At 67.6% G+C, this 17,326-nt stretch carries 20 protein-coding genes; 9 read left to right on the top strand and 11 right to left on the bottom strand.

The genetic code is table 11. The features are described from left to right. Positions 1-21: 21 nt before the first annotated feature. Positions 22-1,293 carry a UDP-N-acetylglucosamine 1-carboxyvinyltransferase gene (murA, locus tag AC5P8D_RS07215; RefSeq protein ID WP_010483637.1) on the top strand — a complete coding sequence of 424 codons (1,272 nt, stop codon included), beginning with the start codon at positions 22-24 and terminating at the stop codon, positions 1,291-1,293. Then, on the top strand, positions 1,290-1,616 hold the full coding sequence (locus tag AC5P8D_RS07220; protein ID WP_010483634.1) for a hypothetical protein: 327 nt from the start codon (positions 1,290-1,292) through the stop codon (positions 1,614-1,616). The genes murA and AC5P8D_RS07220 overlap by 4 nt, the downstream gene beginning before the upstream one ends. Positions 1,617-1,693: 77 nt before the next feature. Here AC5P8D_RS07220 and AC5P8D_RS07225 read toward each other — a convergent pair whose 3' ends face one another. The 7 genes from AC5P8D_RS07225 to purM form a co-directional block, all read right to left on the bottom strand. Beyond that, on the bottom strand, positions 1,694-2,377 hold the full coding sequence (locus AC5P8D_RS07225; RefSeq protein ID WP_010483632.1) for a DUF3108 domain-containing protein: 684 nt from the start codon (positions 2,375-2,377) through the stop codon (positions 1,694-1,696). A gap of 2 nt (positions 2,378-2,379) precedes the next feature. Beyond that, positions 2,380-3,204 carry a DUF3108 domain-containing protein gene (locus AC5P8D_RS07230; protein WP_010483630.1) on the bottom strand — a complete coding sequence of 275 codons (825 nt, stop codon included), beginning with the start codon at positions 3,202-3,204 and terminating at the stop codon, positions 2,380-2,382. A 68-nt stretch (positions 3,205-3,272) separates the two neighbouring features. Beyond that, complete coding sequence (gene purN / locus AC5P8D_RS07235) at positions 3,273-3,932, bottom strand: phosphoribosylglycinamide formyltransferase (protein ID WP_019336868.1); 660 nt, start codon at positions 3,930-3,932, stop codon at positions 3,273-3,275. Then, on the bottom strand, positions 3,929-4,591 hold the full coding sequence (locus AC5P8D_RS07240) for a DUF2238 domain-containing protein (RefSeq protein ID WP_010483625.1): 663 nt from the start codon (positions 4,589-4,591) through the stop codon (positions 3,929-3,931). Before AC5P8D_RS07240 ends, purN begins: the two co-directional genes overlap by 4 nt. A gap of 41 nt (positions 4,592-4,632) precedes the next feature. After that, complete coding sequence (locus AC5P8D_RS07245) at positions 4,633-5,055, bottom strand: hypothetical protein (protein ID WP_478411952.1); 423 nt, start codon at positions 5,053-5,055, stop codon at positions 4,633-4,635. Continuing rightward, positions 5,052-5,540: a hypothetical protein gene (locus AC5P8D_RS07250; RefSeq protein ID WP_019336866.1), complete on the bottom strand. Its 489-nt coding sequence runs from the start codon at positions 5,538-5,540 to the stop codon at positions 5,052-5,054. Before AC5P8D_RS07250 ends, AC5P8D_RS07245 begins: the two co-directional genes overlap by 4 nt. A gap of 22 nt (positions 5,541-5,562) precedes the next feature. Further along, the gene (gene purM, locus AC5P8D_RS07255) at positions 5,563-6,621 is read right to left on the bottom strand and encodes a phosphoribosylformylglycinamidine cyclo-ligase (RefSeq protein WP_049434457.1); all 1,059 of its coding nucleotides are present in this window, start codon (positions 6,619-6,621) and stop codon (positions 5,563-5,565) included. Positions 6,622-6,720: 99 nt separating this feature from the next. Here purM and AC5P8D_RS07260 point away from each other — a divergent pair, with 99 nt between their 5' ends. Genes AC5P8D_RS07260 through hda form a run of 3 tightly spaced genes read left to right on the top strand, consistent with a single transcriptional unit; the run spans position 6,721 to position 9,733 of the window. Continuing rightward, positions 6,721-7,860 carry a DUF2066 domain-containing protein gene (locus AC5P8D_RS07260; protein ID WP_071306288.1) on the top strand — a complete coding sequence of 380 codons (1,140 nt, stop codon included), beginning with the start codon at positions 6,721-6,723 and terminating at the stop codon, positions 7,858-7,860. Further along, positions 7,857-9,026, top strand: coding sequence for an AI-2E family transporter (locus tag AC5P8D_RS07265; RefSeq protein WP_010483616.1), 1,170 nt, complete (start codon positions 7,857-7,859; stop codon positions 9,024-9,026). Before AC5P8D_RS07260 ends, AC5P8D_RS07265 begins: the two co-directional genes overlap by 4 nt. Beyond that, positions 9,026-9,733 carry a DnaA regulatory inactivator Hda gene (gene hda, locus AC5P8D_RS07270; RefSeq protein WP_010483615.1) on the top strand — a complete coding sequence of 236 codons (708 nt, stop codon included), beginning with the start codon at positions 9,026-9,028 and terminating at the stop codon, positions 9,731-9,733. Before AC5P8D_RS07265 ends, hda begins: the two co-directional genes overlap by 1 nt. A gap of 487 nt (positions 9,734-10,220) precedes the next feature. Here the strand turns inward: hda and murU are convergent, their stop codons facing one another. The 4 genes from murU to AC5P8D_RS07290 form a co-directional block, all read right to left on the bottom strand. Further along, complete coding sequence (murU, locus tag AC5P8D_RS07275) at positions 10,221-10,931, bottom strand: N-acetylmuramate alpha-1-phosphate uridylyltransferase MurU (RefSeq protein WP_143994278.1); 711 nt, start codon at positions 10,929-10,931, stop codon at positions 10,221-10,223. After that, positions 10,928-11,953, bottom strand: coding sequence for an aminoglycoside phosphotransferase family protein (locus tag AC5P8D_RS07280; protein ID WP_043398403.1), 1,026 nt, complete (start codon positions 11,951-11,953; stop codon positions 10,928-10,930). Before AC5P8D_RS07280 ends, murU begins: the two co-directional genes overlap by 4 nt. A 64-nt stretch (positions 11,954-12,017) precedes the next feature. Next, positions 12,018-12,287, bottom strand: coding sequence for a GlsB/YeaQ/YmgE family stress response membrane protein (locus tag AC5P8D_RS07285; protein WP_010483608.1), 270 nt, complete (start codon positions 12,285-12,287; stop codon positions 12,018-12,020). A gap of 70 nt (positions 12,288-12,357) precedes the next feature. Continuing rightward, positions 12,358-13,851, bottom strand: coding sequence for a M20 family metallopeptidase (locus AC5P8D_RS07290; RefSeq protein WP_010483606.1), 1,494 nt, complete (start codon positions 13,849-13,851; stop codon positions 12,358-12,360). Positions 13,852-14,067: 216 nt separating this feature from the next. Here AC5P8D_RS07290 and AC5P8D_RS07295 point away from each other — a divergent pair, with 216 nt between their 5' ends. The 4 genes from AC5P8D_RS07295 to AC5P8D_RS07310 all read left to right on the top strand — a co-directional run bounded on the left by AC5P8D_RS07295 (position 14,068) and on the right by AC5P8D_RS07310 (position 17,203). Further along, positions 14,068-14,379, top strand: a complete 312-nt coding sequence (locus AC5P8D_RS07295; protein ID WP_224329378.1) for a ComEA family DNA-binding protein — start codon at positions 14,068-14,070, stop codon at positions 14,377-14,379. 352 nt (positions 14,380-14,731) lie between these two features. Then, a complete protein-coding gene (locus tag AC5P8D_RS07300; RefSeq protein ID WP_019337110.1) occupies positions 14,732-15,817 on the top strand; it encodes a L,D-transpeptidase in 1,086 nt (361 codons plus the stop codon). A 17-nt stretch (positions 15,818-15,834) separates the two neighbouring features. After that, on the top strand, positions 15,835-16,560 hold the full coding sequence (locus tag AC5P8D_RS07305) for a murein L,D-transpeptidase catalytic domain family protein (protein ID WP_197576696.1): 726 nt from the start codon (positions 15,835-15,837) through the stop codon (positions 16,558-16,560). A gap of 34 nt (positions 16,561-16,594) precedes the next feature. After that, a complete protein-coding gene (locus tag AC5P8D_RS07310; RefSeq protein WP_260364170.1) occupies positions 16,595-17,203 on the top strand; it encodes a HutD/Ves family protein in 609 nt (202 codons plus the stop codon). Positions 17,204-17,326 lie beyond the last annotated feature (123 nt).

The following is a 17,326-nucleotide window of genomic DNA, read 5'->3' on the forward strand; positions in this document are numbered from 1 at the left end:
ACCGCAGAAGATCCCGAATACATGGCCAAGATCGTTGTGACCGGCGGCGCTGCGCTGCACGGTGAAGTGAGCATCTCCGGCGCCAAGAACGCCGTCCTCCCCATCCTCTGCGCGACCCTGCTGGCCGATGCGCCGGTGGAGATCACCAACGTGCCGCACCTGCACGACGTGGTCACCACGGTGAAGCTGCTGGGCGAGCTGGGCGCCAAGGTCACCATCGACCAGGGCACGCTGTCGCGCGGCAGCGCGATCGTGGTCGACCCGCGCTCGGTCAACCAGCACGTGGCACCCTACGAGCTGGTCAAGACCATGCGCGCTTCGATCCTGGTGCTGGGCCCGCTGCTGGCCCGCTTCGGCGCGGCCGAAGTGTCGCTGCCCGGCGGCTGCGCGATCGGTTCGCGTCCGGTCGACCAGCACATCAAGGGCCTGCAGGCGCTGGGTGCCGAGATCGTGGTCGAAAACGGCTTCATCAAGGCCACCGCCAAGCGCCTGAAGGGCGGCCATTTCACCTTCGACATGGTCAGCGTCACCGGCACCGAGAACGTGCTGATGGGTGCGGTGCTGGCTGAAGGCACCACCATCCTCGACAACTGCGCGATGGAACCGGAAGTGACCGATCTGGCGCACTGCCTGATCGCGCTGGGCGCGAAGATCGAAGGCCTGGGCACCGCCCGCCTGGTGATCGAAGGCGTCGAGCGCCTGTCCGGTGGCCGCCATGAAGTGCTGCCCGACCGCATCGAGACCGGCACCTTCCTGGTCGCCGCAGCGATGACCGGTGGCAAGGTCACGGTCAACCGTGCGCGCCCGAACACCATGGACGCGGTGCTGTCCAAGCTGGTCGAGGCCGGTGCGAAGATCGAGACCACCGACGACACCATCACCCTGGACATGCAGGGCAAGCGGCCGAAAGCGGTCAACCTGACCACCGCGCCGTACCCGGCATTCCCGACCGACATGCAGGCGCAGTTCATGGCGCTCAACTGCGTGGCCGACGGCGTGGGCGTGATCAACGAAACGATCTTCGAGAACCGTTTCATGCACGTCAACGAACTGCTGCGCCTGGGCGCGGACATCCAGGTCGAAGGCCACACCGCCATCGTGCGTGGCAGCGAGCACCTGAGCGGTGCACCGGTGATGGCCACCGACCTGCGTGCGTCGGCGTCGCTGATCCTGGCCGGCCTGATGGCCAGCGGCGACACCACCATCGACCGCATCTACCACCTTGACCGTGGCTACGAGAACATCGAAGAGAAGCTGTCTTCGCTCGGCGCCACCATCCGGCGCGTGCCATGATCCTGCGCGGCAAGTTCAGCCCGCGTCGCAAGGCGCTGCTGGCCCTGGTGCTGATCGTGCTGGCGTGGCTGGGCTATGCCTGGTACGCCAACATCGCCATCACCCGGGGCATCGAGCAGAAGGACATGGACTGGAATGGCGATGGCACGGTCTCGCGTGATGAAATCATCGAGTCGTTCTATGCGGTCGCAGTGAACGACAGCCAGGACGGCAACCGTCATTGCCGCACCTTCGTCTGGCGCAGCACCGGTGAGCAGATCCGCGTGGACTGCCGCACCGAGTTCAAGGCGGCCGAAGACAAACCGGCCGAAGCGAAGAAATAAGAAAACGCCCGCGAAAGCGGGCGTTTCTTTTTGGGATACACCCATCCGCGCCATGCGTGGATGACGTGGATCTCCGGTCAGTTCATCGCCTTGATGGTCAGGTCCAGCGCATCGCGGCCGCTCTCACGCTGCAGCATGCGCGCCGGCACCGGAAACTCCGGCACGATCCAGGCGATCAGTTCCTTGTTGCCGTCGGCACGCGAGACCTTGGTGGCCTCGTAGCTCTTGCCGCCCACGGTGATCGATTCCTTGCCGATCACGCGGTATGTCATGTTCTTGATGCGGCCTTCGTCGACCATGCGATAGGTCAGCGGCTTGCCGGCGGCCAGGTCACGGGCGATCGCCAGGTTGATCAGCAGCGCGTCCATGTCGCCCGCCTTCAGCGCGATGGGGCCCGCACGGTCCGGCTTGATGTCGCCGGTCCAGGTGGCCTGGTTGCTGGTCCAGTTGTAGTTGGCCTGCACGTTGCGCTTCTTCACCAGCAGCGCCGAACGGTCCTGGCTGCTGAGCGGGCGCAGCTGGCCACGGACTTCCTCGAACACCGTGCTCTGGCTGAGGTCGGCCAGCTGGTTCTTCACCTGCAGGCTGTAGCGCCACTTGTTGCTGCCTTCGCTGGCCAGGGTCATGGTGCCGTTGGCCTGCATGCCCATGTAGCTGGCCAGGTAATCCGCCTTGAACGGTTCCAGGGCCATGGCCGGCAGGCTGGCCACGGTCAGGGCAGCGGCTGCGATCCAGGTGAGGGGGCGGGTCAGGGTGTTCATGCTCAGACTCCTTGGTATTCGATCAGGCGCAGATCGACGCGATCTTCGCCGTCTTCGCGTTGCAGGATGCGCACCGGGGTGGGGACACCGTTGGCGATCCAGAGAATGGTTTCGTTTCTGCCGCCGTTGGTCCGGTAGACCCGCAGCGCGTTGTAGGACAGGTCGCCGACCTCGACGTTCTCGGTCTGCGGCGCGGCCTGGTAGTCGTGTTCGCGGACCTTGCCCATGTCCACGTAGCGGTAGTGCATGGCGGCGCCCGGGCGGGCATCGCGCATGATCGCCAGATTGATCAGCAGCGCGCTCTGGTCGCCCGCCTGCAGCGGGATCGGCTGCGCGCGTTCCTTCTTGACGTCACCGGTCCATTGCGCGGTGCCGGCCTGCCAGTTGTAGGTACCGACCGCCTTCTTGCCCAGGAACAGGCCCTTGCGCACCGTGCTCTGGCTGAGCGGCGCATACACGCCGCTGCGCTCCTCGAACACTGTGCTCTGTTCGATGTTCAGGCCCAGCACGCTGGCAAAGCCGCGGCGGCCGACCACCTGCATGTCCACCCGCCACTGGCTGCCGCCGGTGTGGGTGACCTGCATGCTGGCATCGCCCGCTTCCTTGCCCTTGTAGAAGGCCTGGTAGGTGGCGCTGAACGGCTGCAGCGGCGGTGGCTCCCAGGCCAGTGCCGGTGGCATCGGTACGACCGGCGCCTCGGCAGGCGGCTGCGCTGCGGGCACCGGTGCCGGCGGGGTTGCGGGCGCCGGTGCCTGTCCCCAGCCCACGCCGGGGAACACGGCAAGCGACAGCAGCAATGAAGTGGACAGCAGGGTCGTGGTCTTCATGGAGGACAGGGACCGCAGGAGGGGGGCAGGATGCCAGCCCCGCAGTCAGCAGGGCGTGTGCAAGGGCGTTACCGGTTCAGGTTTCCGGCGGAATCTAGGGCCAAGGGGCTAAACAGGGGGTGACCGTCCAGCCAGGGCTGACCCTCCCGTTCAGCCAGGCGGCCCTCGCACAACAGCTGCAGGGTGGCGATCAGCAGCGGATGCTCCACCGCCAGCACGCGCTCGGCCAGGCTGTGCGCGTCATCACCTGGCTGCACCGGTACACGTACCTGCGCCAGCACGGCTCCGGCATCCAGCTCCGGCACCACCAGGTGCACGCTGGCGCCGTGCTCGGCATCGCCGGCCTGCAGCGCCCGGGCATGGGTGTCCAGGCCCTTGTGCAGCGGTAGCAGCGACGGATGGATATTGACCAGCCGGCCATCGAAGCGCTGTACGAAGGCCGCGCCGAGGATGCGCATGTAGCCTGCACAGACGATCCAGTCCGGCTGTACTGCGGCAAGCGCATCGCCCAGTGCCTGCTCGTAGCTGGCGCGGTCACTGAAGGACTTCGGTGCGTGTGCCCAGCGCAGGTTCGGTGCGACGCGCTGCAGGGCCTCCGCGGCGGGGCGGTCGGAAAACACGCCGACCACCTCGGCCGGCAGGCGGCCGCTGCCGATCGCGTCGAGGATGGCCTGCAGGTTGCTGCCGCGGCCCGAGGCGAGCACGGCGATGCGGGTTGGGGCGGTCATTGCAGGGAACTCCGGCGGATCAGTGGCCACGTCAGCAGGCTGCCGACGGTCGCCATCAGCATGTCGGCATGCGCATCCCACATGTCACCCTGCTGGCCGTTGTAGGCCTCGGCGGCATCCGGCGACAGCGCCAGCGCGATGGCCCACTCGAACCATTCGTAGACCAGGCTGGCACACATCACCGTCATCACCGCCAGGGTGAAGGCCTGGCCCAGGCGCAGCGCGGGCCACGCATGGCGCGCCAGCTGCAGCAGCGCGGGAGTGAAGCAGACGCCGAACAGGAAGTGGATGAGGCGGTCGAAGTGATTGCGCTGCCAGCCGAAGGCCGCATTCGGCGACCAGCCGGTCAGCGCCTGCGCCCAAGCGTCGTAGGGCACGTTGGAATACAGCCAGCGCGCCGCCACGCAGTGCAGCGCGATGAAGCCACAGATGGCGATGAAGGCGCCGTTGCCCAGCCAGCCGCCGCGACGGTCGACCCACAGCAGCGCGGCCAGCCCGATCACGGTCAGGGTGCTGTGCAGGGCCTGTTCGGTAGGCCACAGCGGGTGGACCCAGCTGATTGCGAACACCGCCAGTACGGTGGCAAAGGCCAGCTTCTTGGGCCCCGAGAAGCGGTGGGTGGTGGGTGAAGTGGACGTCGGGAGGGCAGGCGCGGACATGGGAAATCGATCAGGAAAGGACGGGGCGTCTGCCGGCAGGTTCAGACACTGAGGTGGTCGCCGCGGTCGAACAGCGCGGCCATTTCAGGCTTGGACAGGAACACCCAGGCATAGGCGGCCAAGGCCATGCCCAGCGGGCCGGCCAGCACGCCCAGCCAGGCCGCGCGCTGGCACCAGGCCAGCCCCGTGCGATGTGACAGCTGGCGCGCGGTGTGCAGCTGCACGAACCCCAGCACGGCGGCCAGCAGGGCGATGGAGGCATAGATCGAGGTCAGCATCCAGGCGTCGTCCAGCCCGCGTGAGTGGGCCACCCATCCACTGAGGCCAAGGAACGCCACTGCGGCGACCCAGTGGAAACAGGCCAGTGCATGGAACAGCACTCTCAGTGTCTGCAGATGGCTGGTCAGCTGCAGCTGCGCCAGGGTCTGATGCGGCAGCGGCGGCGGATTGCCGGAGGCAGTCATGCGGTCGTGGCGGGAAGGTCGAAGGCGGCCTTGACCTGCGGGCGCAGCAGGGTGATCAGGCTGAACACCCCCAGTGCGGTGCCGATCGGCGTGAACAGGCAGGCCAAGCCGGCCACGATCAGGCACAGCAGGTAGCGGCGGCGACGGGTCAGGCAGCGGCCGGCGTAGGCCACGAACGCGCCCAGGGTCACGCCGCCGAACACGATGACGCAGCCGACGATGGTGAACATCCAGCCGAACAGGCGTTCCTCGGCCGGCGATGACGGCTGGCCGCCGGAATTCATCGGCAGGTTGCCGGTGAGCGCGGTGATGCCCAGCACGATGTGGATGATGAAGATCAGCGAGAACAGCGCGATCAGGGCGCCGACCACGTAGTGCGCGATGGCCAGCATGCGCAGGTGATCGGCATCCTGCGCGCTGAACACCGGTACCGTCGCCAGCGGCGGCGGCACGGGGGCGGGCGACAAGGGGGGCGTTGCGTCCATGCGGGCTCCTGGGTTGCCGGGATCAGCCGATGTGGACGCGCTCGGCGCCTTCGGCGGTGACCACCTGGCCGATGGTCCAGTGCTCCAGGCCCTGCGCCTTGACCGCGTCGGACACTGCAGCCACCTGGTCCGGCGCCACGATCAGCACGAAGCCGATGCCGCAGTTGAAGGTGCGCCACATTTCACTGTCGGCCACCGCGCCTTCCTTCTGCAGCCACTGGAACACCGGCGGCAGGGTCCACGACGAGGCCTGGATGTCCAGGCCCAGGCCTTCGGGCACCACACGGATGATGTTCTCGGTCAGGCCGCCACCGGTGATGTGGGCCATGCCATGGATGGCCTCGCCGTGCGACTTCAGCAGCGACAGGATCGGCTTGACGTACAGGCGGGTCGGCGCCATCAGCGCATCGACCAGCTTCACGCCGCCTTCCAGCTCCAGATCGGCCGGGCGACCGGCGCGGTCGTAGATGCGGCGCACCAGTGAGTAACCGTTGGAGTGCGGGCCGGACGAGGCGATGCCGATCAGCACGTCGCCGGCGGCCACGCTGGCGCCGTCCTTCAGCTCGCTCTTCTCGACCGCAGCGACCGTGAAGCCGGCCAGGTCGTACTCGCCCGGGGCATACATGTCGGGCATTTCAGCGGTTTCGCCGCCGATCAGCGCGCAGCCGGCCTCGGTGCAGCCGTTGGCGATGCCGCCCACGACCGCCGCGGCGGTGTCGATGTCCAGCTTGCCGGTAGCGAAGTAGTCCAGGAAGAACAGCGGTTCGGCACCCTGCACCAGCACGTCGTTCACGCACATGGCGACCAGGTCGATGCCGATCGTATCGTGGCGGTTCAGCTGGTGGGCCAGCTTCAGCTTGGTGCCCACGCCGTCGGTACCGGACACCAGCACCGGCTCGCGGTACTTGTTGGACAGGTCGAACAGGGCGCCGAAGCCACCCAGGCCACCCATCACTTCCGGGCGGAAGCTGCGCTTGACCAGGGGCTTGATCCGCTCGACCAGCGCGTTGCCGGCGTCGATGTCGACACCCGCGTCACGATAGGTGAGGGGGGAGGGGGCGGAAGACGGGGTGTTGGTCACGGGCGTCGGCGCTGGCAGGGGTTGAACGGGCGATTTTAACAGGCCGCATTGGCGCAAAGGCCGTATTCGGGCAACAATTCCCCCGGATACGTCGAGCCAATGGATGTCCTGATGCGCCGCAGCCTGATTCTGACCCTGCTCCTTGCGCTGAGCCTGCCGGTGGCCACGATGGCCCAGAGCGGCCTGCGCACCGAGGGTGATGTTGCCACCGCCACTGGCGCGTACGAGGCCGAAGTGCCCGTCAACAGCCAAGCCGAAGCCGACCGCAACGGCGCCCTGGCCCGCGCCTTGAGCGTTGTACTGGGCAAATTGTCCGGCGATCGCAGCGTGATGTCGCGCCCTGGCGTGGCGCAGGCGCTGCGCAATGCCAAGGATTACGTGGCCAGCTACGACTACAAGCAGGACCAGAGCGTGAGCGCCAGTGGCGCCCCCAGCTTCCGTACCCTGCTGGTGGCCCGCTTCCGCGAGGACGATGTCGATTCGCTGGTGTCGGCGCTGGGCCTGCCGCTGTGGCCGCAGCCGCGCCCGAAGCCGGTGCTGTGGCTGGCCGTCGACGACGGCAGTGGTCCGCGCCTGGTCAGCGTGCAGCAGGCCAACGCCGCCCGGCCGTTGCTGAACCGCGCCATCGAGCGCGGCTACAAGCTGGGCCTGCCCAGCGGTGGTGCCGCCGAACAGGCACTGGCCGGTGCCATCTGGCGTCAGGACAGCGCCGCCGTGGCCCGCGCCTCTTCGCGCTACTCGCCGCCGATGCAGCTGATCGGCAAGCTCTACCGCGCCAACGGTGGCTGGCAGGCGGACTGGGTGTTCGTCGACAACGGCCGTGAGCTGAACAAGTGGACCAGCAAGGACGCCAACGCCATGCGTGCGATGGCCGCCGGTGCCGATGGTGCCGCCGATGCGCTGGTCAAGCGCTATGCCAAGGCGGGCGCCGCCGTCGGCCAGGCCGGCACCTACCGTGTAGTGGTCACCGGCATCAACAGTGCCGATGACTACCTGCGCCTGGCTGCCGGCCTGCGCGAGGTGCCGGTGGTGCGCAACGTCACCCCGCTGCACGCCTCGGCCGGCCAGCTGGAGCTGAGCCTGGAGATGACCACCGGCCTGGCCGGCTTCAACCGCATGCTGGGCGACAACGGTGTGGTGGTGCCGAGCGCACCGCTGCCGGCCCTGCCGACGCCGATCGATGACACCACCGGTACTCCGGTGGCCGCCCCGGTCAGCAACGAGTACCGCCTGCGATGACTCTGACCCCGGAAGCGGAAATCGCGCAGTTCCTGCGCCGCCTGAAGTACATCCTGTTCGCCGGCCTGGTCGGCTGGGTGGTGTGGCTGCTGGCGCCGATCCTGACTCCCTTCGTGCTGGCGCTGGCGCTGGCCTGGCTGGGCGATCCGCTGGTGGACCGCATCGAGGCCACCGGCCGCTCGCGCATGACCGGCGTGGTGCTGGTGTTCGCCGCGATGGTGCTGGTGATCGTGGCGCTGCTGCTGGTGCTGGTGCCGATGATCGAGCGCCAGATCACCACCCTGATCGCGGTCGCGCCGCAGGCACAGGCGTGGTTGATGGAAAAGGGCATTCCCTGGTTCGAGCAGAAGACCGGCCTGGAAGTGATGCAGTGGCTGGACCCGGACCGCCTGATCGAATGGGTGCGCAGCCACTGGCAGCAGGCCGGCGGCTTCGCCACCACGTTCATGGGCTACGTCTCGCGCTCGGGCTTCGCGATGGTGACCTGGGTGGTCAACATCCTGCTGCTGCCGATCCTGGCGTTCTACTTCCTGCGTGACTGGGACAAGCTGGTCGAGCGGGTCGCGTCGGTGATTCCGCGCAACCAGATCGGCACCATCAGCGCGCTGGCGCGCGAATCCAACGAGGTGCTGGGCGCGTTCATCCGCGGCCAGTTCCTGGTGATGCTGGCGCTGGGCGTGATCTATGCCGGTGGCCTGTCGCTGGTTGGCCTGAAGCTGGGCCTGCTGATCGGCCTGATTGCCGGCCTCATCAGCTTCATCCCTTACCTGGGCGCGACCACCGGCATCCTGATGGCGATCATCGCCGCACTGGTGCAGGCGCAGGGCTTCGACCTGAAGCTGCTGATCCTGGTCGGCGTGGTGTTCACCGTGGGCCAGCTGCTGGAAAGCTACGTGCTGACCCCGCGCATCGTCGGCGACAAGATCGGCCTGCACCCGGTGGCGGTGATCTTCGCGGTGATGGCCGGCGGCCAGCTGTTCGGCTTCCTCGGCATGCTGCTGGCGCTGCCGGTGGCGGCGGTGACCAACGTGCTGCTGCGCTACGCGCACCAGCGCTACCGCCAGAGCGAGCTGTACGTGGGCGAGAAGCCGGCGATCGTGCTTGATGGCGTGGTCGATGCCCCCCATATCATCATTCCGAACGACAAGGGCCCCGACCTGAAGTGATGGGTGTGCCGCAACTGCCGCTGGCCCTGCATTACCCGCGGGACCAGCGCCTGGAGACCTTCATCGGCGCGCCGGATGGCGCGCTGGCGCAGCTGCGCGCGATCGCGGTGGGCGCCAGCCACGACTGGGTCTACCTGGAAGGGGCGGCGGGCACCGGCAAGACCCATCAGGCGCTGGCGATGTGTTCCAGCGCCGAGCAGGCCGGCCGCCTGCCGACCTACGTGCCGCTGGCCAGCGCCGCCGGTCGCGTGCGCGCGGCGCTGGATGGGCTGGAGGTGCGCGAACTGGTGGCGCTGGATGGCCTGGACGAGGTTGCCGGCAACCGCGAGGACGAGATCGCGCTGTTCGATTTCCACAACCGTGCGCGCGCTGCGGGCGTTACCGTGTTGTACACGGCGCAGAAGGCGCCGGAAGAGCTGGGCCTGGTACTGCCCGACCTGCGCTCGCGCCTGGGCCAGTGCGTGCGCGTGCTGCTGCAGCCGTTGGATGAGGAAGGTCGCGCGGCGGTGCTGCGTGAGCGTGCACTGCGGCGTGGGCTGGCGATCGACGAGGCGGCCATCGAGTGGCTGCTGTCGCACACCGGGCGCGAGCTGGGTGGATTGATCACGCTGCTGGACTGGCTGGACCGCGAGTCACTGGCGGCGAAGCGGCGGATCACCGTGCCGTTCCTGCGCCAGGTGCTGGAAGAAGGCCGGCCTCGTTACTGAGGGTGGGGTTTGTTTGCAGGGCTGCGCCCTGCACCCGCAGAAGCAACGTCAACGTCAAAAGCTGGCTATCCGTGGGATGGCGGGGTGGGTCCGGTTGCGGGGGACGCTGCAAGTACGTCCATGTAAGCTCGGTCGCCGCATCCATGCGGCTCACGCCCCCGCAACCGGACCCACCCCGCCTTCGACAGGTTCCCGCGATCTGCCGGGACTGCGTACTGCACTACTGACGGCTGTTGGTGGGTGTCGACCTTGGTCGACACCAGAGCAAGCGCAGCGAAGCGACCCGCTTTTGCTCTTCTTTCTTTTCTTCCGTGGCTGGACGCGCAAGGAAACTGTCAGAGGCCGGGCGGGGTGGGCTGCGCAGGGGCGTGAGCCGCATGGATGCGGCGACCGAGCTTACATGGACGTACTTGCAGCGTCCCCTGCGCAGCCCACCCCGACCGGCCAAGCACGGCTTCTGCTTTCAATGAGTCCAGCCACGAGGGGCTCAGCCGTTCGCCGCCAACTCAACATCCAGCGCGCGCAGGCGATCCACGGTACCCACGTCGGTCCAACGCCCGCGATGGTGCTGCCCCGTCATCAACCCCTGCGCCATGAAATGCTTCTGCAGCGGCACCACCGAGAACTTCGGCGGAACACGCTCGCTACCCGGCGCATCGCCGATCACCGTGCGCCAGTCGGCCACGATCGAAGGGCGGTAGATACCGATGCCGGCATAGGTCAGGCACGGTCCTTCGCGGTCGTGATGCAGCAGCCCCTGCGCATCGAGGCGGTAGTCACCTTCGGGGTGTTGCGCCGGGTTGTCGACCAGCACCAGGTGCGCCTGGCCCTGTGGTTCGCGCGGCAGCGTGGCGAAATCGAAGTCAGTCCAGATGTCACCGTTCACCACCAGGAACGGGGCGTCGCCCAGCACCGGTAGCGCGTTGAGGATGCCGCCGCCGGTTTCCAGCGGGGTCTGCCCTTCGTACATGAAATGCAGGCGCAGGCCCCATTGGCTGCCATCGCCCAGCATCGTCGGGAACTGCTCGGCCAGCCATGCGGTGTTGATCACCACCTCGCGCACGCCAAGCGCGGCCAGGCGTTCCAGGTGCCAGACGATCAGCGGCTTGCCAGCCACTTCCAGCAGCGGCTTGGGCGTGTGCAGGGTCAGCGGGCGCATGCGCTCGCCGAGGCCAGCGGCAAAGACCAGCGCCTTCATCGGGCCACGCGCAGCGGTGCGGCCAACTCGGCCAGTGCTGGCTTGATGCGGTCGTCCAGCAACCGCTGCAGCGGCGCCAGTTCGCGATAGCGCGGCAGCACTTCATCCAGATAGGTGATGAAGCGCGGCGCATCGTCCAGGTAATGGCCCTTGTTGTCGCGGTAGCGCAGGCGGCAGAACAGGCCGAGGATCTTCACGTGGCGCTGGACACCCATCCAGTCGGCGTCGCGCAGGAAGGTGGCGCGGTCGGGCACCGGCAGGCCGGCATCGCGCGCGCGCTCGTGGTACTGCGCGAGCCACTCGTCCACGCGCTGCAGCGGCCAGCTCAGGAAGGCGTCCTTGAACAGGCTCACCGCGTCGTAGGCGATCGGGCCGCGCACCAGGTCCTGGAAATCCAGCACGGCGGGACCGTCGTCGACCGGCATCAGGTTGCGTGGCATGTAGTCGCGGTGGGTCATCAACTGGGCCTGGCCCAGCGCGTTGTCCATCAACCGGCGATGCACCAGCTGCAGCCCTTCAATCTCGCCGCAGTCCAGTTCCAGGTTCAGGTGGCGCTGCAGGAACCATTCGTCGAACAGGCCGGCATCACGCTGCAGCAGCGCTTCGCCGAACTGGCCGAAGTCGGCCGGCACCGGAATCGCCTGCAGGCGCAGCAGCTGTTCGATCGAACGGCCGAACCATTCGTCAGCGTTGCGCTCGTCGAGGATCTTCGCCAGGGTCGGGCCGCCGAGGTCTTCCAGCAGCAGGAAGCCGGCCTCCAGATCCTGTGCCAGCAGCGCGGGCACACGCAGGCCGTTGTCGTGCAGCAGGCCGCGCATGCGCAGCCACGGCCGCGGATCTTCCAGCCCCGGCGGGGCATCCATCACGATGTGGCTGCCACCGGTGCTGGTGGTGCGCCAGTAGCTGCGCATGCCGGCATCGACCGAGGCGCGTTCGACCACCGCGCTGGCATCATCGAGCTGGGTACGGGCCCACCGCAGGCGCTGCGCGCTGCGCTGGGGATCGGAGGCGGGTTCGGTCATGCAGGCATATCCGGGCGCGCCGGGCGCGCCAACGTCGGGAACAGGAAGGGAAGGGGATGCGCGCTCAGCGGCGGCCGCTGAACAGGCGCAGGACGGCCAGCACGGCCACCGCGCCCACCACCGCACCGAGGAAACCGGCCGGCTCACCGGGGGCGTACCAGCCCATGTACTGGCCAAACCAGCCGGCCAGCAGCGCACCGAGGATGCCCAGCACGATGGTCAGCAGGCAGCCCATGCGGTTGTTGCCGGGCATGAAGAAACGCCCGAGCAGGCCGACGAAGAAGCCGACCAGGATGATGTAGAGCCAGCTGCTGCTGCCGAACAGACCATTCATGCGCGCGATTTCCAGCAAGGGTGGACGCAGCCTAGCAAGGCCAGACTGCGTCCGTCACGGTGTGACGTAATCAGCAGCAGCCGTGGTCGCCGTGGCGGGTGCCACTGTCGGCAGCCACCGGCGAACCGCTGGTCTCGCCGCGCAGGCTGGCGGCGTAGTGCTCGCTGATCACCTTGGACACGCAGGCGGTGACCTTCTTGCCCATCGGGATGTGCAGGAACTCGTTCGGGCCGTGCGCGTTGGAGTGCGGGCCAAGCACGCCGGTGATCATGAACTGGGCGCCCGGGAACTTCTCGCCCAGCATGCCCATGAACGGGATCGAGCCGCCTTCGCCCATGTACATCGCCGGCTTGCCGAAGAAGGCCTGGCTGGCGTCGTCGATGGCCTGGGTCAGCCACGGCGCCATGGCCGGGGCGTTCCAGCCGGTGGAGGCCTTTTCCAGATCCAGGGTGACCTGCGCGCCGTTCGGCGGGTCGCGCAGCAGCGCTTCCTTCAGCAGCTCACCGCAGGTCTTGCCATCGGCGGTCGGCGGCAGGCGCAGCGACAGCTTCACCGAGGTCTGCGGGCGCAGCACGTTGCCGGCCGATTCCAACGCCGGCATGCCACCGACGCCGGTGACCGACAGCGCCGGGCGCCAGGTGCGGTTGAGCACCAGCTCGGTCAGGTCCTCGTTCATCGGACGCAGGCCGTCGACCATCGGGAACTTCTCGAAGATTTCGGTATCGACCACTTCGGCGGCGCGCTTGGCCTGTTCCTGGCGCTCGGCCGGAATTTCAACGTTCATGCCGTCGATCAGGATGCGGCCGGTGTCCTGGTCCTCGATGCGCGACAGCAGCTGGCGCAGCAGGCGGAAGCTGGACGGCACCACGCCGGAGGCATCGCCGGAATGCACGCCTTCGTTGAGCACCTTCACGGTGAAGTTGCCGCCGGTCAGGCCGCGCAGCGAGGTGGTGCACCACAGCTGGTCGTAGTTGGCGCAGCCCGAATCCAGGCAGACCACCAGCGACGGCTTGCCGATGCGGTCGGCCAGGTGGTCGACGTAGGCTGGCAGGTCGTAGCTGCCCGATTCTTCACAGGCTTCGATCAGCACCACGCAGCGGGCGTGCGGCAGGCCCTGGGCCTGCAGCGCCAGTACGGCGGCCAGCGAGCCGAAGATGGCGTAACCGTCGTCGGCGCCGCCGCGGCCATACAGCTTGTCGCCGCGCAGGACCGGGGTCCACGGGCCGAGGTCGTCGTCCCAGCCGGTCATTTCCGGCTGCTTGTCCAGGTGGCCGTAGAGCAGGATGGTGTCGTCGCCGGTTTCGGCGCCGGTAGCCGGAATTTCCAGGAAGATCAGCGGGGTACGGCCTTCCAGGCGCACCACTTCAACCTTCAGGCCGGGCAGCTGCTGGGCCTTGGCCCAGTTCTCCATCAGCGTGACCGCCTGTTCCATGTAGCCGTTCTGCACCCAATTGGCGTCGAACATCGGCGACTTGTTGGGAATGCGGATGTAGTCGACCAACTGCGGGACGATCTCGCTGTCCCACTTGTCATTGACGAATTGGCCGAGCTTGGCGCTGTCCATCTGAAACTCCGATTGCATGGGCTGTGATCGCGACATTCTACGCCTGTGCCGTGGGTAGGGTTTTTCCTACATCACGTCGGGTATTTGGCTGGCTTTTAGAAATCCAGGAAACCGATAGGCTGTGTGCATGTGGTGACGGACACTGTTCCTACCGACGGGATTGCCGGTCGGGACGGTCAGAACCACAAGGAGATACACGTCGTGCCTTGGAGTGTCGTGTTGAGGGCACTGGTGCTGGTCGTGTGGATCGCTGGGGCGCATGCCGCCGAACCGATCGACATCAACCGCGCCGATGCCCAGGCGCTGCAGCAGGGATTGACGATGGTCGGAGCCGCCAAGGCCGAGGCGATCGTCGAGCACCGACGCAGACACGGCCCGTTTCATCGCGTCGAGGACCTGGCGCAGGTGAAGGGGATAGGGAAAGCAATCGTCGAACGGAATCGACAGCGGATCACCGTAGGCAACAGGTTGTTGCCGGCGGATCCGGTACCCGGATCGGTACCGGTGCGAACCGTACCGAGGCGCTGACAGCAGGAATCGTCGGAACCGGCAGGAGGCTGGTTCACCGGTCACGGACAGGAAGGCCGTGACCACCGACCGCCGCAGGACGCGGCACCACTCACCAGGATGGTGGCATCACAGACCTGTGGAAGGGGCTGAGATACAAACAGGACAGACGCGGCCGCGTGCAGGATGCAACGCTACCCCCACAGCGCAGGATGCGAGGGGGCGGCAGCAGGCCGACAAGGACGTAACGATTGCCCGGTACGACACATGGCTGTGTCGCCGGGCAGTTTCATTTCCGGCGCCTGGTTTTGCCGCGGCCACCACGGGCCGATGGTGTACGGTGGCCGCTCCGCATGGAAAGGACCCCCGCTGGATGCTTCCGCACCGCCCCACGACCCTGATGCTCGCCCTTGCACTGGCCCTGCCGCTGCTGGCCCATGCCGCTGCGCCTACGCCGGCCGCCAAGCCTGCAGCTGCCGCTGCGGCCACCGCCGAGGTACGCGGACCGACCGACCTCAAGCCGGGCGAATACCTGTGGCATCCGGAAATCTCGCCGACCGGCCCGATCGTGCTGGTGGTCAGCCTTGATGAGCAGCGCGCCTATGTCTACCGCAACGGTATCGCCATCGGCCTGACCACGATCAGCTCGGGCAAGGCCGGGCACGAGACGCCGACCGGTGTGTTCACCATCCTGCAGAAGGACAAGGACCACAAGTCCAACCTCTACAACAGCGCGCCGATGCCGTACATGCAGCGGCTGACCTGGGACGGCATCGCCCTGCATGGCGGCAGCCTGCCCGGGCATCCGGCCTCGCACGGCTGCGTGCGCCTGCCGCAGGCCTTCGCGCAGAAGCTGTTCAGTGAAACCCAGCGCGGCGATACCGTGGTCGTGGCCGATGCCAAGAGCTCGCCGATGACCCTGGCCTATCCGTCGGTGCTGGCGCCGGTGAACGCGCGCGGCCAGGCCCTGCCGGAGACCGAGGGCGGAGCCCCGGCACAGGCCTGGTGGGACGACGCCGCGGCGCCGGCCGGGCAGGTCGGCATCCTGGTCAGCCTGCACGACCAGCGCCTGTACGTGCTGCGCGACGGCGTGATGATTGGCGAGTCGCCGCTGAAGGCCGACGCCTTGCCGGCCTTCCAGGGCACCACCCTGTTCGTGATGGGGCAGGGTTACAGCGATACCCCCAGCCCGCTGGACGTGAACCAGCGCCTGCACCAGTGGACGGCCTACCCGTTGCTGGGCCAGGACCGCGCCCAGGCCACGCCGGACCTGCTGGCCACGCCCTCGCTGCCGATGGCGCTGCCGACCGATTTCGCTCGCCAGCTGTACCAGGTGCTGGTGCCGGGCACGACCCTGCTGGTCACCTCGCTGCCGGCGGTCCGCCCAAGCCCGGCTGAATCCGGAATGCAGCCGGTCTTGGAATCCGAGCCGCCAGGGTCCACCCTCAAGGGCAACTGAGTCCCCTCGTTGTGCCCATGACTGCATCCCGCCTGTGCCGGCTGGCCGCGTTCGGCCTGCTGGCGACCTCGGCCAGCGCCCCGGCGCTGGCACAGACGCCCGCCCTCGCCACCTCTGCCGATGATCTGGCTGCCCTGCTGTCGCGCAGTGCGCCCAAGGCCGACCGCCGCGTGCTGCAGCTGGCGGCGCACGCCATGCGCTGTGCGTTGCAGCGGCCGGAACTGGGCATCAATGGTGATCGCCTCAGCGTGATCGATTACTCGCGCCCGTCCACCGAGCCGCGGCTGTGGGTGTTCGACCTGGCCCATCAGCGCCTGTTGTTCGAGGAATGGGTGGCGCATGGCCGCAACAGCGGCGAGAACCGCACCGAGCACTTCTCCAACCGCGACGGCAGTTTCATGTCCAGTCTCGGCGCGTTCACCGCGCAGGAGACCTACATGGGCGGCAATGGATATTCGCTGCGCCTGGCCGGCCTGGAACCGGGCTTCAATGACCGCGCGCGTGACCGAGCGATCGTCATCCATGGTGCGCCGTACGTGAACCCGGCTACCGCGCAGCTGCAGGGGCGGCTGGGACGCAGCCTGGGTTGCCCGGCGGTGCGGCTGTCGGTGGCCAAGCCGCTGATCGATGCGTTGCGTGGTGGCACGATGGTGTTTGCTTACTACCCCGACCAGGATTGGCTGAAGCACTCGCAGCTGCTGGCCGGCGGGTGCGGTGGCCAGGGCACGCTCGCCACGCGGTGATGCACGACGGCGCGCGGCATGATGCAATGCGCGGATGAACATCGACTCCCTGCTGCACACTCCGAGCCAGGTCATTTCCAGCCTGGACTATCGCCGCGAGCGCTGGCGGAATGGACTTGGCTGGACCCGCGAGATCCTGCGCCTGCCTGCGCAGGGGGATGACTGGGCGCTGCGCCTGTCGGTGGCCGAGATCGAGCGGGACGCCGCGTTCTCCGCCTTCCCCGGCGTGGAGCGCGAGTTGGTGCTGCTGCAGGGCAATGGTGTGCGCCTGCGCTTCGACGATGGCCGTGTGGCCGAGGTGCTGCCGCCGCATGGACGGGTGCGCTTTGCCGGCGAGGAAACCCTGCACGGTGAACTGGTCGATGGCACCACCCACGACTTCAACCTGATGTGGAAGCGCGAGCTGCTGCAGGCCGAACTGCTGCACCGGCCACTGGTCGGCGCGATGTTCTTCTTCTGCGAACCGGGCGTGGCCTGGGCGCTGCATCTGCTGTCCGGTCAGGCAGAGTTCGGTGCCGACAGCGGCCTGCCCGCGCTACGGGCCGGCGATACCGCGTGGTTGGCGGCCGGCGAACGTCAGCGGCACGCGTTGCAGGGCGGTGGCGAGTTGTTGGCGATACGGGTCAGTGCAGCAGCGGGATGATTCCTGGGCGCCGGTGGCTCAATCCACGCATGGCGTGGATCTACTGGGGTGTAGTTGCCATGCCTGGACACGCCGCGCAGTAGATCCACGCCATGCGTCGATACGGCCGCCAATGCTGCGTCA

This window comes from Stenotrophomonas sp. YJH_SMC_101-4, assembly GCF_059370395.1.

Excerpts from the sequence above, each read along its gene's own strand:
- hda (WP_010483615.1), top strand. The coding sequence starts at position 9,026 with ATGGGTGTGCCGCAACTGCCGCTGGCCCTGCATTACCCGCGGGACCAG.
- purN (WP_019336868.1), bottom strand. The coding sequence starts at position 3,932 with ATGACCGCCCCAACCCGCATCGCCGTGCTCGCCTCGGGCCGCGGCAGC.
- AC5P8D_RS07260 (WP_071306288.1), top strand. The coding sequence starts at position 6,721 with ATGGATGTCCTGATGCGCCGCAGCCTGATTCTGACCCTGCTCCTTGCG.
- AC5P8D_RS07285 (WP_010483608.1), bottom strand. The coding sequence starts at position 12,287 with ATGAATGGTCTGTTCGGCAGCAGCAGCTGGCTCTACATCATCCTGGTC.
- AC5P8D_RS07220 (WP_010483634.1), top strand. The coding sequence starts at position 1,290 with ATGATCCTGCGCGGCAAGTTCAGCCCGCGTCGCAAGGCGCTGCTGGCC.
- AC5P8D_RS07280 (WP_043398403.1), bottom strand. The coding sequence starts at position 11,953 with ATGACCGAACCCGCCTCCGATCCCCAGCGCAGCGCGCAGCGCCTGCGG.
- AC5P8D_RS07310 (WP_260364170.1), top strand. The coding sequence starts at position 16,595 with ATGAACATCGACTCCCTGCTGCACACTCCGAGCCAGGTCATTTCCAGC.
- AC5P8D_RS07250 (WP_019336866.1), bottom strand. The coding sequence starts at position 5,540 with ATGGACGCAACGCCCCCCTTGTCGCCCGCCCCCGTGCCGCCGCCGCTG.
- murA (WP_010483637.1), top strand. The coding sequence starts at position 22 with ATGGCCAAGATCGTTGTGACCGGCGGCGCTGCGCTGCACGGTGAAGTG.
- murU (WP_143994278.1), bottom strand. The coding sequence starts at position 10,931 with ATGAAGGCGCTGGTCTTTGCCGCTGGCCTCGGCGAGCGCATGCGCCCG.
- AC5P8D_RS07245 (WP_478411952.1), bottom strand. The coding sequence starts at position 5,055 with ATGACTGCCTCCGGCAATCCGCCGCCGCTGCCGCATCAGACCCTGGCG.
- AC5P8D_RS07265 (WP_010483616.1), top strand. The coding sequence starts at position 7,857 with ATGACTCTGACCCCGGAAGCGGAAATCGCGCAGTTCCTGCGCCGCCTG.
- AC5P8D_RS07230 (WP_010483630.1), bottom strand. The coding sequence starts at position 3,204 with ATGAAGACCACGACCCTGCTGTCCACTTCATTGCTGCTGTCGCTTGCC.
- AC5P8D_RS07240 (WP_010483625.1), bottom strand. The coding sequence starts at position 4,591 with ATGTCCGCGCCTGCCCTCCCGACGTCCACTTCACCCACCACCCACCGC.
- AC5P8D_RS07225 (WP_010483632.1), bottom strand. The coding sequence starts at position 2,377 with ATGAACACCCTGACCCGCCCCCTCACCTGGATCGCAGCCGCTGCCCTG.
- AC5P8D_RS07300 (WP_019337110.1), top strand. The coding sequence starts at position 14,732 with ATGCTTCCGCACCGCCCCACGACCCTGATGCTCGCCCTTGCACTGGCC.
- AC5P8D_RS07305 (WP_197576696.1), top strand. The coding sequence starts at position 15,835 with ATGACTGCATCCCGCCTGTGCCGGCTGGCCGCGTTCGGCCTGCTGGCG.
- AC5P8D_RS07290 (WP_010483606.1), bottom strand. The coding sequence starts at position 13,851 with ATGGACAGCGCCAAGCTCGGCCAATTCGTCAATGACAAGTGGGACAGC.